11 protein-coding genes are annotated in these 17,252 nt (G+C 51.4%); 8 read left to right on the forward strand and 3 right to left on the reverse strand.

The window, feature by feature from the left end; all coding sequences use genetic code 11:
- The 6 genes from Q8O92_12450 to Q8O92_12475 all read left to right on the forward strand — a co-directional run.
- A partial coding sequence (locus tag Q8O92_12450; GenBank protein ID MDP2984125.1) for an SH3 domain-containing protein occupies positions 1-1,251 on the forward strand: 1,251 nt, incomplete at its 5' end.
- A 334-nt stretch (positions 1,252-1,585) separates the two neighbouring features.
- Positions 1,586-2,710 carry a PEGA domain-containing protein gene (locus Q8O92_12455; GenBank protein MDP2984126.1) on the forward strand — a complete coding sequence of 375 codons (1,125 nt, stop codon included), beginning with the start codon at positions 1,586-1,588 and terminating at the stop codon, positions 2,708-2,710.
- Positions 2,635-3,237 carry a DUF5683 domain-containing protein gene (locus tag Q8O92_12460; GenBank protein ID MDP2984127.1) on the forward strand — a complete coding sequence of 201 codons (603 nt, stop codon included), beginning with the start codon at positions 2,635-2,637 and terminating at the stop codon, positions 3,235-3,237. The genes Q8O92_12455 and Q8O92_12460 overlap by 76 nt, the downstream gene beginning before the upstream one ends.
- 2 nt (positions 3,238-3,239) lie before the next feature.
- Positions 3,240-3,707, forward strand: a complete 468-nt coding sequence (locus Q8O92_12465; GenBank protein ID MDP2984128.1) for a hypothetical protein — start codon at positions 3,240-3,242, stop codon at positions 3,705-3,707.
- Positions 3,708-3,710: 3 nt separating this feature from the next.
- Entirely contained in the window at positions 3,711-4,340 is a 630-nt protein-coding gene (locus Q8O92_12470) for a formylglycine-generating enzyme family protein (GenBank protein MDP2984129.1), read from the forward strand.
- Between the two features lie 287 nt (positions 4,341-4,627).
- Positions 4,628-8,494 carry a LamG-like jellyroll fold domain-containing protein gene (locus Q8O92_12475; protein MDP2984130.1) on the forward strand — a complete coding sequence of 1,289 codons (3,867 nt, stop codon included), beginning with the start codon at positions 4,628-4,630 and terminating at the stop codon, positions 8,492-8,494.
- A gap of 59 nt (positions 8,495-8,553) precedes the next feature.
- Here Q8O92_12475 and Q8O92_12480 read toward each other — a convergent pair whose 3' ends face one another.
- On the reverse strand, positions 8,554-8,862 hold the full coding sequence (locus Q8O92_12480; GenBank protein MDP2984131.1) for an HU family DNA-binding protein: 309 nt from the start codon (positions 8,860-8,862) through the stop codon (positions 8,554-8,556).
- Positions 8,863-9,502: 640 nt separating this feature from the next.
- Between Q8O92_12480 and trpS the strand changes: the two genes are divergently transcribed.
- On the forward strand, positions 9,503-10,480 hold the full coding sequence (gene trpS, locus Q8O92_12485) for a tryptophan--tRNA ligase (GenBank protein MDP2984132.1): 978 nt from the start codon (positions 9,503-9,505) through the stop codon (positions 10,478-10,480).
- Positions 10,481-10,498: 18 nt separating this feature from the next.
- Here trpS and Q8O92_12490 read toward each other — a convergent pair whose 3' ends face one another.
- Together Q8O92_12490 and Q8O92_12495 are read right to left on the reverse strand one after the other, a co-directional pair.
- On the reverse strand, positions 10,499-12,859 hold the full coding sequence (locus tag Q8O92_12490) for a transglutaminase-like domain-containing protein (protein MDP2984133.1): 2,361 nt from the start codon (positions 12,857-12,859) through the stop codon (positions 10,499-10,501).
- Between the two features lie 316 nt (positions 12,860-13,175).
- Entirely contained in the window at positions 13,176-13,949 is a 774-nt protein-coding gene (locus Q8O92_12495) for a DUF4159 domain-containing protein (protein MDP2984134.1), read from the reverse strand.
- A 657-nt stretch (positions 13,950-14,606) separates the two neighbouring features.
- Between Q8O92_12495 and Q8O92_12500 the strand changes: the two genes are divergently transcribed.
- Positions 14,607-16,478: an HD-GYP domain-containing protein gene (locus Q8O92_12500; GenBank protein MDP2984135.1), complete on the forward strand. Its 1,872-nt coding sequence runs from the start codon at positions 14,607-14,609 to the stop codon at positions 16,476-16,478.
- Positions 16,479-17,252 lie beyond the last annotated feature (774 nt).

The raw sequence follows: 17,252 nt of genomic DNA on the forward strand, positions 1-17,252 counted from the left end.
GAAATGAACGAGCGATACGAAAAGAAGATGCACTCTCCTGATCCCTTCAGCGATGTCAATCCGGAGCGGAAAGCCATCCTTTACCCCCTCGATTCCCGCAAGAAGCCGCTGGAACGCCCAGGCCGGGTGCTTTCTCTGCCCGATCCGCACCGTATGACCCCGGCGGAGATCAGCAGGGTGATCCGTGAGACGATCCGCCGTGAAATCACCTATCTCCGGAGCATCCCGTTCGGGAACATGTACGCCGTAGTGTACAGCCCGGAGGAAATCGATGCATTCGAGCGAGAAATGTCTCTCGACCGGGTTCCTGAAAAGCCGCAGGTCAAAGACGGTGTGACCGTCCGTCACGCTCGTATCCGCATCATCCCCTCGCTCTATCCCCTCCAGATGGGGCTCAAGGAGAACAAAACCATCCGTGACTGGGACATGTGGAATCTGGGCATTCTCCGCATCGGGAGGCCGGTTCATGTGCTCCATACCTCTCTTTCAGGGGCGTTCCTCTTCGTTCTGTCGGATGATGGCTTCGGCTGGGTGAACGCGGAGGACATTGCCTTCGCGGATGGGAAAATCATCGAGCGTTTTTCGGCGTCGAAGGATTTCGTGGTCTGCACCGGCGACCGCGTGCCGTTTTACACAGACGAGAGTTGCCGGTATGTCTCCGGCTGGCTGCGCATGGGAGACCGTGCCCCGCTCGCCAGTAAAGGCGACGCCCGTACGATCCTTGTTCCCCTGCGGCGGAACGACGGCCGGTTCGAGATCGAAAAAGCCCGGCTGTCCAAAGACGCCGATATTCATATCGGTTACCTCCCTTATACCCGGCGGAACATCGTGGAAACCGCGTTCAAGCTCCTCGACAATCCCTACGACTGGACCGGCGCCTGGCTTGGGCGGAGCCACGAGACTACCTGGCGCGACATTTTCGCCTGTTTCGGCTTCCGGTTGCCCTACCAGGGGGAATTGTTCACCCATTTCGGCGCCTGCGAAGAAGTGCTCCCCGTCGCCATGCCGAAAGACGAGAAACACCGCAGTATCCTCGCCCACGAGCCGTTTGTCACCCTCATGGTTTCCTGGGAGCATGTGCAGCTTCTCCTGGGCGGGTACAGCGGCATGCCCATCGTATTCGACAATCACGGCTACGATTACACCGCCCCGGACGGGACGCTTCTCGAAATCAAGCGCACCTGCGTCAGCGACACCCGTCAGCCCTGGTATTTCTACGATAACCCGGTAACATTTCTGGAATTGAAATGAAACTGAATAAAGAATATTTCTCGCAAAGTTCGCAAAGTGCGCAAAGAAAGAAAAAATTTTTGGACAGGATTGACAAGATTTACATGATGTTGAAAAAATCACTGCATTTATACATGATGGCATATCTATTGCGTTTCTTTTCAAAATAGATGCCGAAACAAGTTCGGCATGACACGTGTCACCCTGAACTCGTTGCCGCTTCGCGGGAACGATAAAACCGTTTCAAGGTCTAATGAAAATAATAAATTCTTCTTGTCACCATGTGCTGCTCTGCATATATTCTGAACATTATAAAAAACTCTTTAATTTCAATCCCCCCTCTCGAGAGCAGGCAATGTCCACGAAACCATTGTCTTTTCTTGCTGGCATCCTCGCCGCCGCTATATTTCTTGCGTTCTGCCCTCTTTCTTTTGCCCAGAGCGACAAGCCTTACAGCATCGCCATTATGAAACTGAAAGGCATGGGCATCTCCGAGATCGAGTCGGAAACCCTCACCGAAACCCTCTATTCAGGTATCTCTGAAATTCTTCAAAACCAGGGCGCAAACCTGAAAGAAAAGTACACCCTCCTCGAACGCTCCCAGATGGACAAGATCCTTGACCAGTTCAAAATGCAGGACGTTCTCTGCTCCGATGACAGTTGCGCGGTGACATTCGGGAGACTGCTTTCCGTGCAGCGAATTATCATCGGCTCGGTCGGGCTGGTCGGTGAAACATACATCATTTCCTGCCGTATCGTGGATGTCGAGTCCTCCAAAGTTATCCGCTCGGCTAGCAGCAGGCATCAGGGCAAAATTGACGGCGTCCTAGATATCCTTCCGCTGGTCGGCCATGAACTACTTACCGGAGTACGATTACCTGACCCCCTGAAACCGGCGCAAAGGACGCTCCCCGGTGTTTCCCAGCCCCTCGCCCAGCCTGAAATATCCTATCTCTCCATCGAGGGGACGCCTGCTTCCGCCGAAGTGCGGATAAACGGACAGAGTATCGGGCAGACACCTATACAATTTCACGCATTAACACCCGGAAAACATACGGTTGTCGTTGCATGCGCTGGATACGAGGATTTTACGAAAGAGATCGTTATCGAGCCTGGGAAACGGCATAAGCTGGCCTACAATCTCACCGCATTCGGAAGACTTACGTTTAAAGGCTCCCCGGATGGTGCGACAGTCTCAATAGATGGGAAAGAAATCGGGAAAACTCCCCTTGCCGGTTATGAGCTTCAACGAGGAAGTTATACGGTTACTATTACCCGTCAGGGATACACCGACTTCCGGCAGAATATCACCCTTTCCCCCGGAGAAAAAAGAGAAATCGAGTATGCGCTCATCGTCTGGTCAAAATTGCTGTCGAAAGCCGCCCCGATGGGGCTGTTGTCTCTATCGACGGCAATAATGCAGGTGAAACGCCCTTACGGGATTTCACAGTCACCGAAGGAATCCACACAATTGCTATAGCCCGCATGGGTTACGAAACCTACCGGGAACAGGCCAATGTCAGCCAGTCCGCACCTGTGAATATCTCCCCGGTTCTTATTCCCAAAACAAAGAGAAGCGTGCTTATGAGGAGTATATTTGTTCCCGGCACTGGCCAGTATTATGCCGAATACAAGGGCAAAGGTGTATTGATAAGCGTTCTCCAGATCGCCGCCATAGCTGGAGTGGTAGGCACAACGCTTTCGGCGAATACTGCGAACACAGATTATGAAGATGCCCTTACGGCGTATCGAAGTATCACCCAAACCGAATTTGCAAAATTTCCGGACGCCCGGATCAAGGTGCGAAATACATACGACAAGGCTTCACAAGTATCCACCGTGCAGCTTGCTGTCATAGGGATCGCCGCCGCGGTTTATGTCTGGAATCTTGTGGACGCCGCATTTACCGAGCCGAGGGTCGAAATGAAGCCGCCATCGAATGCGATGCATCTTGAGCCTCGTATTGAAAGCAATGAGTGCGGGATTTCTCTCGCGGTGAGGTTCTGAACATGAAGAGCTTACATCTGATGTTTATATTCGTGGTTTCATTGTCAATTGCCTGCGCCCCGGATAAGCCGAAGTTCGATAATCCACTGGATCCGGATGGGGTGAATTTCCAGGGTTATCAAGCACCGGGTCTTTCAGTCCCTTCTGCCGCGCTGAAAGGAACATCGTATACGGTTTCCTGGAATAATGTCGGAGTATCTTCTTATGTGCTGGAAGAAGCTAATAATGATTCTTTTGCAAATGCCGTTTCATTTACGGTAACTGAGACATCAAAATCATTTACACATTCTTCAACCGGAGAAACATGGTACTATAGAGCGAAGACAAACATCGGAAATAAAGACAGCGGCTGGTCAAGTTCAGTCGCCATAACTATGAAAGATAAAATCACCCCCCTCGATGCCATAAAAATGGTTTCCATTCCCGGCGGGACATTCCAGATGGGATCAAATGATTATTCCAATGAATAACCAATTCATGCGGTAACATTGTCCGCGTTTCAAATGAGCGCTTACGAAATAATCCAGGGGCAGTACAAGGCTGTAATGGGTACGAATCCTTCTAGTTTCAAAGGGGATGACAACCTTCCGGTGGAGCAGGTGAGCTGGTGGGATGCGATAAAGTTCTGCAATGCGGCTAGCGACAGTTCGGTATTGAGCCGTTGCTATAATGAAAGTACGGGCGCGTGTGATTTTACGAAGAATGGTTTCCGGCTGGCGACCGAAGCTGAGTGGGAATATGCCTGCCGTGCAGAGACAACAACGAAGTATTATACGGGCGACAATGCAAGTGATCTTGACCGCACTGGGTGGTATTATGACAACAGCAGCAATAAGACGCACCCGGTTGGCCTAAAGACTCCCAATGGGCATGGACTGTACGACATGCATGGGAACGTTTTGGAATGGTGTAATGACTGGTATGGGGACTACTCAAGCGGAAGTGCTACAAATCCCACTGGTGCACAAACCGGCTCCTTCCGTGTGGCCCGCGGCGGCGGTTGGGACGGCGGCGACGACTACTGCCGGTCGGCCTATCGCTACGGCACCACCCCAGACGGCAGGCGCGACGCTCGAGGCTTCCGGGTCGTCCGGCGTCTCTGAAAGCAATCTTTTGAGCACTTGATTTTTGATTCTTGACACTTGATATGTGGGGTCTGGGGGCGAAGCCCCCAGCCGCTTTAAAATCCCCCCGCCGCTTATGCGGCGACCCCCTTATTAAGGGGGTAAAGGACATCCCTTCACACATGTCCCCCTTAACAAGGGGGATTTCCGAAGGACAGGGGGATTTCTTTCTTTTCCTCCTTCTCCCTTGCCTTTTCTCCCCGAAATCGCTATATATTCACCACTTACTAATCGAATCCTTTTTACCTTTTCACGGAGGTCAAATCATGCATTCTTTTCCGTCAGTTAAACGGAGCCTCTCCCTCTGGTTCCTGCCCCTTCTCTTCCTGATTTTCTCGGTTTCTTCGGCTTTCGCGGCCAAAGCGCCCGAAGAAGTGGGCCTCCTCTTCTACCTTTCCGGCGACAACGGGTTCACCGCCGATTTCGCCAAGGGAAATCCAGAACCCACTATGCTCAACGATGTAGCCATTGTGAAAGATGGCGCGAATGGATCGGCGTTCTCGAACCCCAATTTCACCCAGCTTTTCGCCTATGAAAGTCCGGGCAACATGTACGCCGAGCGCGGGACATTCTCGTTCTTCTGGCGTCCGCGCGACCCGGTGGGAAAAACGCCGTTTCACATCGTGCAGGGCGGATTCACCAACGGCTCCGACATTCAATGCAACTGGATGCGCATTGATTACAACGGCGAGGGGGGCATCGACGCCTTTGTGACCGACGCGAACCTGGCAAGGGTGCGCGCGCATTACACATCTCAGACCCTGTTCGACGCGAAGAAATGGTATCATATCGCCATGACCTGGGACGAAACGAAGGGCGTGAGGCTCTATCTGGACGGCAAGTTGGTGGCAAAAAAGGATACCACCTGTGTGCTTTTCGCCGGGATAGACCAGTGGGGCACCGGAGCGCGGGGAGTCGGCCCGAACTATGTGGGAAGCGAAGGCAACTTCATGCGCGGCGGAGATTACGATGAATACCGCATCTATGACCGCATGCTCCCGGATGACCAGATCGCCCGCCTGGCGAAGGGGCAGCCCACGGTTGGTCTTCAGACTGTTACGCGGACACTGGACGACCCTGCTGTCCGCGCCGAGTGGTGGCATCGGTATGGCTGGAACCGTCCCGGCGATGTGCCTGCACCGCTTTCCGCCCGCGAGGCGACCGTGCGCAGGGTGGAGGTGAAGGAAGCCTTCGATTACAAACAGTGGTGGTGGAAAGGCAACGACGGCGTCCGTGAGACTGTCTGGCCTTCGCTTTTTAACCGTTCCAGTCTCCCCGGGCACAACGATTACATGATCCAGCCGGACTGGAACTGCTATTCCATTTCCGGAAAGTCAATTACCTTCACCATGAACGACGAGCCCTGGAACCACATCGAGATTTCAGGCGCCGCCTACGGCAAGGCGATGGCGCAGCAATATGACCTGGAGACAAAGAAGGATAAGGAATCGTTCCTTTTCTCACGGCCCAAAGACCAGGAGCGCACAGCGAACCGTCTCCCGGAAACCCATCAGGGCGGAAAGATCGCCTTTACCAACGATGTCCGCGAGATGGCCATCGGGGATTTCATGGTCTATAATGTAACTCCGGCGAGGGAACTGCGTGGGATCACCACCCTCTCGTACCGTCTCAACGGAAAGGCGGAACCGAACAATGCCACCCTTACATCGCTCGTGGATTACATCAACGGCCGTTTCCTGCCCGATGAACGGTGCACCATGGTGGCGCTGCCCGGAGGCGCACGGGTCACTCCGCTCAAGGCGCCCCGGGGAACCATGCTCCCGCTGGTGCATATACTCATCCCGTACGAGTTCCGGGGGAAAGAGAACCCGGTCACTTTTCTCGGATGGTACAAAGGCGCGAGCTGGCTCGCTTCCTACACCTGGGAAAACATGCGCGGCGGCCTGGACGGCATCGCCATCGACCTCCCGGCGCTCCGGGTAAAACCTACCCACGGTGAATATTTCCCGCTCAATATCCGTATCAAAGACCCCATCTGGCCTGACCGCGACCTGTTCGATTTCACCTTTTCGGTGAAACCGGGGGAAGCCAAAACTCTGTTCATGGATATCCGCGACAAGGTGCTCCCCAATGGCTATCCGCTCTACCTGACCATCGCCGGGGCAGGGCAGGATTTCGGCCCGGATGTCATGGAAGGAACGCAGCTCAGGCTCGTTTTCAAGGAGTACAACGAAGCGGTCAAAGAGCAGGAAATAGACCGGTTTACCCAGCTTCGCGATACCATTTCAAACTTGTGCGAATCGGGCGCCAACTCAAGAAAGCTGCGGATATTCGAGAAATTCGACCGTGAAATCACCGATCTCTTCCGGGTGAGCCCCAATCACGAACTGGCCCGGGTCTACTGGAACTACAAAAACGGGGAGCAGCGCCTGCCCGAATTCAAGCAGCCCGAGCCGCCCGCCGGAGTTCCGCTCTGGGCGTTCCGTCAGATCGAGGATTTGAAACTGGTGCGTCATTTTGTCAACTGGTGGATCGACAACCGTCAGATCGAGAATGGCGAATTCGGCGGCGGGCTTTCCGATGACGGCGACATGACCCACCAGTTCATAGGCCTGGCGCACATGGGAGTGGATACGGACAAGATAACCCGTTCCATTCGCAAGCTCATGGAAGCCCACTATGATCAGGGCATGTTCACCAACGGCATGATCACCATCCAGACCGACGAGCTCCATGTCTATGAAGACGGCCTCCAGGTGCTCCCGCAGGATATGAACCTCTCCTACGGTAACCCGAAGATAGTGGAACGGCTCATGGAGACCTCGAAAGCCTACGAACGCATCACCGGCATCAACCCGGCCGGGCACCGTCACTTCCGCTCCAATTTCTACGGCGCTACGAAGATGGCCGAGGAGGGGGTCTGGCAGTACCAGTTCCCGCTGTCCTATTGCATTCTTCATTCCGGCCTGGTGCTCGTGGAGTTTAACGGAAACCCGGAGGCGAAGAAGCTCCTCCTGGAGGTCGCGGACGGTCTCCTCGCGCACCGTAAGAAGGACGCCAACGGCAACTGGGTAATACCTTCGTGCATCCATTTCACGGACGATAAGGACCAGATGCCTTCCGCCGGAGCGGCTCTGCATCTTTTCTGGGCGGCATACCGATGGACCGGCGATGAGAAATATCTCCTGCCCATTAACGACGCCGGTCCGGGGATCATGGGTACACTCAACGCCAATGTGCTCGATCTTCTGGGCAAGCGCGATACCTGGGGTAAGCAGATAGCAGCGAGGACCGATCCCCACTCCGGTGGAGACATCAACCGTCACGTCGCCTGGCAGATGAGCGGGAACAAGCAGTATCTTGAAGAATTATACGGCGACCAGATCGCGAACTCCACCCAGCGGATGTATCTGAACACCGATGGACAGTGGTGGATCGACCGGGTAACCGTTACCTCCACCGAGCTTCAGCGGGCGCGGCTTGGCGGCGTCGCCGAATGGCGCGGCGCCTTCTATCCGGGACATGTGGTGAGCTGGAAATTCAAAGAGCCTGCCAACGGGGAAAGCGTGGCCATACTCATTCCCAAGGCAAAGACGGATGAATTCACTGTCCTCGTCTATAATCTGAAACGGGAACCGGTATCTGCCGCCATGACCGGGTGGGATGTAGCGCCGGGAACATGGGAAGTGACTGTCGGGAGGGACACCAACGGCGATGATGTGGCCGAAACCTCGGTGGACAAGCGCACGGTCAAATTCGAGCGCACCGGAACCCTCGATTTCACCTTCGACCCGGGTGCTACCACCGTGATCAATATGAAACTGGTCAGCAAGGGAACTCCCTACTGGGAGCGTCCCGACCTGGGAATCAGCATGGATGATGTGAAAGTAAGCGGGAGCGACCTGGCGGTGACCGTGCATAACATCGGAGCGGTGGATACGCCGCAGGCGGATATTGTGCTCCGTGACGCCGGCGGGGCCTCAATCGCTTCTGCGACTGTTCCTGCTCTCAAAGCGCCGGTGGATCTCCAGCCAAAAACCGCGACGGTTACATTCAGGATTTCTGCCGGTAAGAGTATCGAGGGATGCAGATTGGTTATCGACCCGGACCATAAACTTACGGAGATCACTCTCCGGAACAATGAAATATTGCTGCCGGGAAAAGCGAGATAGCATATTTCCGGCGGCAGCAGTACGTTTTGAATATCGAGGGGACGGATTTTTTCCGTCCCCTATTCTTTCGAAGCGGTTGTTCTCGGTTTGTGGAGAGCTTCTTTCAAGAGTTTTCCGGGTTTGAAATGAGTTTTGCGACGTTCCGGAACATAGATAATATCGCCGGTACGCGGGTTGCGGGCCGCCGGTTTGGGTCTGGTGTCTTTCACCTGAAAAACGCCGAATCCACGAATTTCTATCCTGTCGCCGTTTATCAGGCTTTCCCGCATGGCATTGAAAACGCTGTCCACCATCTTGGAGGCCAGGCTTTTTTTGCACCCTGTATCTTCTGCAATTTCCAATGCCAGATCTTTTTTGGTGGTGGTCATATTTTCCTCCTCACCATGAATTCGCAGCTTAAAAGTCTATTTTATAATCACTCTGAATACAGTCTTTAAAAATCTCATAGTGTCCGGTTTATCATGCCTTTAAAGCTTAGTTGTATATCAACCGGATAGTTTAACGTAAATAATTCATTCTATGAAATTTAAAGTAATACTAATTAAGGGTTATGTCAAGTAAAAAAAACAGAAACCACGATATATACGAAAACATATTTTCATCTTTCTCAAGATGATTCATGCCGAAATTCGTTTCAGCATCCAATATGAAACAAATTATGCTTGAAAATGAACGGTAATATTGTGTATAATAGTTTGTTGATGCCTCTATAACCCGAATTATTCACAAAGTTACGTAAGTGTTATTTCAACTTATTTTTAAACAAATACTTATGCATGCTCTTTTAAGGCAGCCCCCTAAATCCCCCAAAGGGGGACTTAACTTGGTAAATATAATAACATATAATTGCAACATAATTATGAATTAACTGATACGCTTTGTCTTTCATTCTTTTAAGTCCCCCTTTGGGGGATTAAGGGGGCTGTATTTTTGAGGTTTAAAGAAACAAAATACTTTTTTATGAATTATTCGGGTTAAAAGATGAACTGAACCATGGAGAATAGAAGCATGAGAGTACTTTCGGGAATACAGCCTTCAGGGGAACTGCACCTCGGGAATTATTTCGGCATGATGAAAAAGATGATTCTGTATCAGGAAACCTCCGAGCTTTTTGCATTTATCGCCAATATGCATGCCATGACTTCTGTTTTTGATGGCAAGGCGCTGGCAAAGGGCACCATGGAAGCTGCTGTCAACTTCCTGGCGCTCGGGCTCGATCCCGAAAAAGCGATTTTCTGGGTGCAGTCCGATGTTCCGGAGGTGGCCGAGCTGACATGGTACCTGTCCAGCATTACTCCCGTGGGGCTTCTTGAGCGGAGCCATTCATACAAGGACAAGGTGGCGCGGGGGATCGCTCCCAATTCCGGACTGTTTCTCTATCCGGTGCTTATGGCATCGGATATTCTCATCTATCAATCCGACCGGGTGCCGGTGGGCAAGGACCAGAAACAACACCTTGAAATAACCCGCGACATCGCCATCAAATTCAACAACACCTATGGCGAAACCTTCGTGCTCCCCGAACCTGAAATCGATGAGAACGTAGCGGTCATCCCCGGCCTGGACGGCCAGAAAATGAGCAAGTCCTACGGGAACACCATCAATATTTTCTCCGACAAGAGCGAGCTGAAAAAAAGGGTCATGTCCATCGTGACCGATTCCACTCCGGTGGAGGCCACCAAAAACCCCGAAACTGACACCCTTTTCGCGCTTTACAAGCTGTTTGTGACTCCCGAAGAGGCGGAAACAATGGCCGGGCGCTATCGGCGCGGCGGTCTCGGGTACGGCGAGGTCAAGAAAGAACTTATTGAGTTAATCTGGAATTTCTTCGCCCCTTACCGTGAAAAACATTCCGAGCTTATGAACGACAAGCCCCGGGTCCGTAAAATCCTCCTCTACGGCGCGGAAAAAGCCCGTTATCATGCCTCCCGCACCATGCAGAAGGTGCGCCGTAAGGTGGGGGCGGTGTATTTTAAGGATAAGTAAGCCTTTTGCGCCTTTCTTTTACTGATTCATCGTGCCGAAAGAGATGGTTTTGGGAATGTGTTTGGCGACCCAGTTTATCTCGATGCGGCTGGGATGTCCGGTTACGCCGAATTTGGATACAGCGCGCATTTCCAGGCGGTTTTTCCCGCTGTGCAGCCTCCAGGTGAAATGGTCGTCCGAATCCGCCCATTTCCCGTCATCGGTGCGAACCTGGTAGGTCTTGAAACTGGGGGTGAACGTGATCATGGTTATGAAAACGGCATCCCCGTTGATCTCCGGCACAGCCTCCCAGCGCACACGGTTCAGTGTCGGCCAGAAATCGCATTCACGGTCGGTGAAACGGGAGTATTGAAGTTTCGGCGGCGCCAGACGGTCATACCAGTTGATGTACCCATCCCAGGGCCACTGTATGGTGCCCTGCTGGAGCGGCTCGGGGATGGTGGTGGTGGAAAAATCGTTGCGGGGCATCATGCGCAGGAAATCAAGAAGCTCGAAGTATCCGAGCCATCCTGCATGGGACATCTCCACCCGGGGGTCGGTGGTGGAAAAAGAGGTGTTGAGCGACTGGGGATCGGGTTTTATTGTCCTCCAGGTATCGGGGGTTTTCATCCAGTCGATGGGGGATTTGACGCCGTACATGTCGTAGTATAGTTTGTGCATGTCATAAAGGCTCAGCGGCGCTCCGCTCCGTGTGTCGTACATATAAAGGTCCACCGCCTGGGTGGGGTCGAGGTATATCCATTTATCGAACTCGTCGCACCACACCTCCACCACCTCGTGGTACTGGATATTCACATGGCGGGCATGGAATCCAACTACCGTAAGCATATGAGCCAGGTAGGCGGCGTACTGGATGCACATTCCGCCGTCCCCCAGGGAATGGGTGCGCTCGGCGATATCCACCGTGTTCCATTTTGGGTATTCTACTGTCGGGCCTGAATAAACCCAGCGCCGGGAAGCGTAATCGAGGAACTTTACGATGGCGTCAAATTCTCCGGAAGAAGAAGCAAGAATCTTATCCAGATCATCGCGCCGGATGACTTCCTTGTTCATCGGCTCATCGGCCGATTGATAGATAAAACCGGTGGAGGAATAGCCTATATCCGGATTGAGATAATCACGGACCATAATATTACGGGGTATTTCCATGCGGCGGGTGATTTCACGGTCAATTATCACCGATTCGACCGTGGGGGATCTCAGCGGATCGGTAGTGGAAAGGACTGCTCTCCACTGGAAATACCTCACTTTCGGCAGGGTGATCGAGCGTTCGGGGTCCCAATGGGAAGGGGGCATCTCCAGGCGGCCTTTAGGTTCCACATCAGCCGAGGCGCCGGTCGCCGCAGTCGACCATTGCGACCAGTCCGCTTCGCTTAGAGGATCCATGGAAAGCCCCGCGCGAAGCTGCCAAGTGATCTGTGTTCCGGCCGGGACAGCGCCCTTGAAAGAAAGGGTGAGCTTTTCCACTTCGGTGAAAGGGATAAGCGCGGCTGGCTTGTCCGGTTCAGCCCAGAGATCGATCACCGGGGAAATGAGGGCGCCATCGGAAACATATTTCACCATGTTGAGCCGGGCGGTGTATTCCCCAACTACGCCGCCCTTGTCGTTTTTATTCTCGAGACCGAATCCCGGAGTGAGACTTGGGGTATAGAGTCCTTTTCCGGTGATGGTCCATGTTTTTCCTCCGTTTATAGTGATCATGGAGTGGTTGCCGATGGCTTTTGGCGGTTGAGCCGGAGGTCCGAACTCGGCCTGTCCTTTTATGATAAGGCTGATTCCGCTGTCGATTCCCGCCCTCGGAGCAAGTCCCAGCGCTGCCGGGTCTCCGCCTCCGGCTTTGTATTCATCGGCGCGGGAGATGAAAAACTCATAACCTCCCGCCGGATCCTTTGCATCCGGACAGGAGAAAATGATCTCGTTGTCTCCCTTTTTCAGCCAGGAAGGTTTAATGGGGACATAGGCATAGCTTTCCCCGCTCTGGTATTGAAACGAGGCGGCGTTCCCGTTCACACCTATCCTGACCGGGGGTTTTTTCGGCGAGCCGTTGCGGGTATAGAACACCACATATGCTTCCTCGCACCGCGGATCGTCCACAGTGAGGATTTTTTTGATCATCCTGTCGCCGAACACCGGCTCGATAAATGCACCCTTGTTGCTGGTGCCCGCTCCGGGGGCATCGTCCTCGATGAGCACATGGTTCCAGAGCTTGACTGCGCTGTCCCCCTCGCGCATGACCTGGGTTGCGAATCCCCGGTCATAAGCTGCCTGGGCCGACTGGGTCTCCTTTACCGATATTTTTCTGCCGTTAGCGGCAAACGCTCCCTCTACGAACACTACTGCCAGAAGCGCCGCAACAATGAAAAACAAACGTTTTTGCATGGTATTTCCCCTTTGACAAGAGATGGATGATGGAATTCGTTCTGTCTGGTGGGAGTACAATATAATCGAAACAGGGATAGACCAAGTATTCCATTTTATATGAAGCCGGATAGGAAAAACATGAGGAGGGCAGGGGCGGGTTAGAAGGCGAAATATTTTATTGCGTTTCTCTTCAAGATAGATGCCGAAACGGTTGCTAAAAGATGCGCTGCGCTTGCATCGTTCCCGCGAAGCGGCAACAAGTTCGGCATGACACGTGTACTTCGACAAGCTCAGTGCTCGGTCAGCGGATTCTGAGCCTGTCGAAGAGTCCGGTTCATTCTCCCTTTTTCAGCTTCAGTGCGTACACAATAAGGTTCACCCCGAATTTCAACTGGGGATCGTTGCCGGAATTATCGTTCCATTTTTTCGTATAGCCCATATTGGAATATACTACAGCCAGCTTCCCGTTCATGGAAACGCCCAGGAGGGTTTTGGATTCGGTGGGCATAATCATGGAAGGTACTGATGTACCATCTTTCTGTATACGTGTCCCGACTTGCTGCATTTGGGTCGCGCTTCCGGCTGGCGGGCCGCCAAGCTCCATCGGAGAGAGGAAGATTTCATGGGAATTGGATATGGGCTCCAGCCGCGAGGAGCCGAGAACATCCGTGATCATCTGCTTGAGAGCCGCTCCAGCCGGGCTGTTATCCATCCCGGCAGAGGCGTTGTCGACCATCAGAAATCCACCGCTTTTCAGGTACTCTCTCAAATTCTTTTTTTCAGTTTCTGTAAGTTGGAAAGGCTGGTCGGTCGAGATGAACAGGATGGGGAATTTCATGATGGCGGATGTGCCCAGTAGGACATGTTTTTCCACCGTGGCGTCGAGGGAGGTCCATTTCAGCAGGGCATCTTTCAGATTGATTATCGCCCGGGGATAATTGGATGGCGGTATCAGTTGTTCACCCCAGACCTGGGCGATACCGACACTGCCAGTGGCAGTATTTTTCTGTGCAGCGTCGATTGAAGAGGTATATCCCGGAGGCTGCGCCCCGGCTGCAACGCATCCTGATATGAAATAAATCATACATGGGATGAGATGTTTTTTCATAGCTTACGCCCTCCCGGACAAAAAAATACAGGGTCCGTTTGATTAAAACACTCTCAGTTGAAAGTATTTTGTAAGGGTACTTTATAGCCACTCACAACCCTTTTGCCTCGCTACCCGATAGACGGGGTCACGGCGTAAGCTCAAGCCTGAGGGGCGGCCCTCATAGGTGATACCATAAAAGGTTTTAAAATTGTGGACCCTGCACTGAGAATATGCGGTAAAAAATTCGATAAGTCAAGGAAATTGTGCTTCAGAGTTGACAACTTCATCCGATAAACTGAGTATGGGAGTAATTACCATAATACATTACGGTTATGTCGTTAAGTAAGCTAAGGTGATCATCCGATAAGGTTAATCCCCCCTACCCCCCTTATTAAGGGGGGAAAAAGAAAATTGTAGTAATATGTAAACATTTATTAGGATTTGACAGAACCCTCTCCCTAAATTCCCCCCTTAATAAGGCAGGGGGGATCTTTAAAGACGCAGGAGCACTCAATTCTCTTATTTACTGTATGTTGTTGACTTAACGACATAACCGAATAATACATTTTATTCTGAGTATTCTGCTATTCCCCTGACGCTTCGAATAATTTTCCTTGCTTTTCACTAATATATTCTGTTTATTACTACAGATATATATTACCGGGGGGATGAACTGTGGACCGACTTGTAAGCTGTGTAAACTCACATGCTATCATCGGATACGTGAAAAGGCACTTTCCCGAATTGGTGGAAAGCCTTTTGACAGATCTCGATCCATTTTTTTATACCATCGACAATGTGGAGGAATTTCTCCTCGACGAGCACAACTGGATTTCCCAGGAAGTGTGCGCAAAAATGTTCGAGCGGGTCAGGCTGTATTCCAGTGACCCGGAAGTTGCGCGCAACATCGGCCGTGAATCAATCCTCTACCGCCACCTTGGGTATGTAGAAAACATATTTATCAAAGCAATTGGGCATCCTTATCTTTCCATCCTCCGCGCCCCGGCAATAAACGATAAATTTAACAGGACAAAGAAAGTCGAGATCGTGGAATCCGACTGGTCGCATGCAGTAGTGCGTTTGAAATGGTTTCCCGGTCTGGGATCAACGAAAGATGTATGCCAGCATAATCTCGGAATTTATGAATGCATACCCACCATCTGGGGACTACCCCAGGCCCGTATGATTGAGCACAAATGCTATTTCGATGGCGACGAATATTGTGAATTCACCATGGAATGGGCAAAAAAGTCTCTGTTCGCGCTGATATTCGGACTTTTTACCCGGCGCCGGGAGGTGCTCAATGATTCCCTTGCCGAGCTCGAACGTGAGAAAGAGCTTATGGAGCGCAAGTATATCGAAATCGGCCATCTTAATACTGAACTGAAAAAGCGCCTCGAACGCCTGACCTCCCTTGATGCCTGTTCACGGGCCACCGCTTCCATTCTCGATACCGATAAACTCCTCGATGTGGTCATGTCTCTTATCATCAACGTAATGCAGTTCGACCGGGCGTTGATAATGATGATCGATGAAGACAAGCGTATCCTGGTTCCGGTCAAAATTGCCGGGGATTCTTCCAACCAGATTGACAAGATGAGAAACTATTCCATCTCCCTTGACCGTAAATCGAATATCCTGGCGCGGGTGGTGGATTCCGGAATCGCCCAGATAGTCACCGATGTAGACCAATCATTTCTCCATAAGGAGAATGTCATCCTCAAAACCTTCAATCCGAAATCCTTTGTGGCAGTGCCTCTCATCAACCGTAACAAGGTCATCGGGCTAATGGCTGCGGAGCGTATCCGGGGATTGGATGACTTCACCTCCAATGACCTGGACTATGTGATGAATTTTTGCAGCCAGATCGCCATCTCGCTTGAAAACGCCCGTCTTCTCGACAACATGAAAAAATCGTTTGTGTCGTCGATCCTCTCGCTGGCTTCCGCCCTGGAAGCAAAGGATCCTTACACCCGCGGTCACTCGAACCGTGTGGCTGCTTACTCCACCATCATCGCCCGCAAGATCGGCCTGGACGAGGAGCGTGTCGAGCTGATCCGTCAGATGGCGCTCATCCACGACATCGGGAAAATCGGAATATCAGACACTATTATGAACAAACCGGGCAGGCTGACCGAGGAAGAATTCCGGGCAGTCAGACGTCACCCCCTGTTGAGTGTGCACATCATCCAGCCGCTGATGGCCTACCAGTCGGAAATCTACCTGGTGAAGAGTCACCATGAACGCTACGACGGCCTTGGATACCCGGAAGGGCTTTCTGGGCAAGATATTCCCATCGAGGCCCGTATTATGGCGGTCGCCGACTCTTTCGATGCCATGACCTCGAACCGTCCCTATCGTTCCGCAATGACAAAAGAAGCTGCCATTAAGGAGATAGAGAAAAATATAGGACGTCAATTCTGTCCATACATTGCAGATGTTTTTAATAACATCATCCTTGCCATGCCAGATGATTTGTATAGAATTTTTTCTGATGGATTGGGTACTGGTGAATCTCAGGTTGAAGAATTGAAACGTGGTTTTTGAACATTGAAAGCCGGAACGAAAATCTGGTTGCAGGGCAAGAAAAAAATCATCGGCATATCATAAAAATTTAAATTCTACCATTAATAAATCTATCCGGGTATGTCGTTAAGTAAGCTAAGGTGATCATCTCAAAGGTTAATCCCCCCTACCCCCCTTATTAAGGGGGGAAAAAGAAAATTGTAGTAATATGAGCCAATTGCAAAAGTCGTTTTTATACTTAAAAAAGGCAAATTGTTAATTTTTTCCCCCCTAACCCTCAGTCCCTTTCCCTCCGATGGGGGGCAAGGGAAGTCGTTGCTCCACAGTCTTTTCCTGCCCCCCTTCAGGGGGAAGGATGTCCAAAGGACAGGAAGGGGGCTGCGTAAAATAATCTCGACTTTTGCAATTGGCTCAATATGTAAACATTTATTAGGATTTGACAGAACCCTCTCCCTGAATTCCCCCCTTAATAAGGGGGGATGCCGAAGGCAGGGGGGATCTTTAAAGACACAGGAGCACTCAATTCTCTTATTTACTGTAAGTTGCTGACTAAAAGACATAACCAATTACATCTATTCTAAATTCTTACCAAAAAAAAGTTCTTCTCCAAAAGAGTTGGCAAAGAAATATACTTATAAGTGTTGCATTGAGGAAATGATCTCAATCCAACCCTGAATTGAAATATTTTGTTAGTTGCTGTCAAGCCCAAGCAAGTCAGCCTTCGGCTAAGGCTTGACAGATTGAGGCTTGTATAGATTATTTACGTAACAAAACTTTTTTTATCCCTAACGATGC

The organism is Candidatus Latescibacter sp. (assembly GCA_030692375.1).
Classification (GTDB): Bacteria; Latescibacterota; Latescibacteria; order Latescibacterales; family Latescibacteraceae; genus JAUYCD01.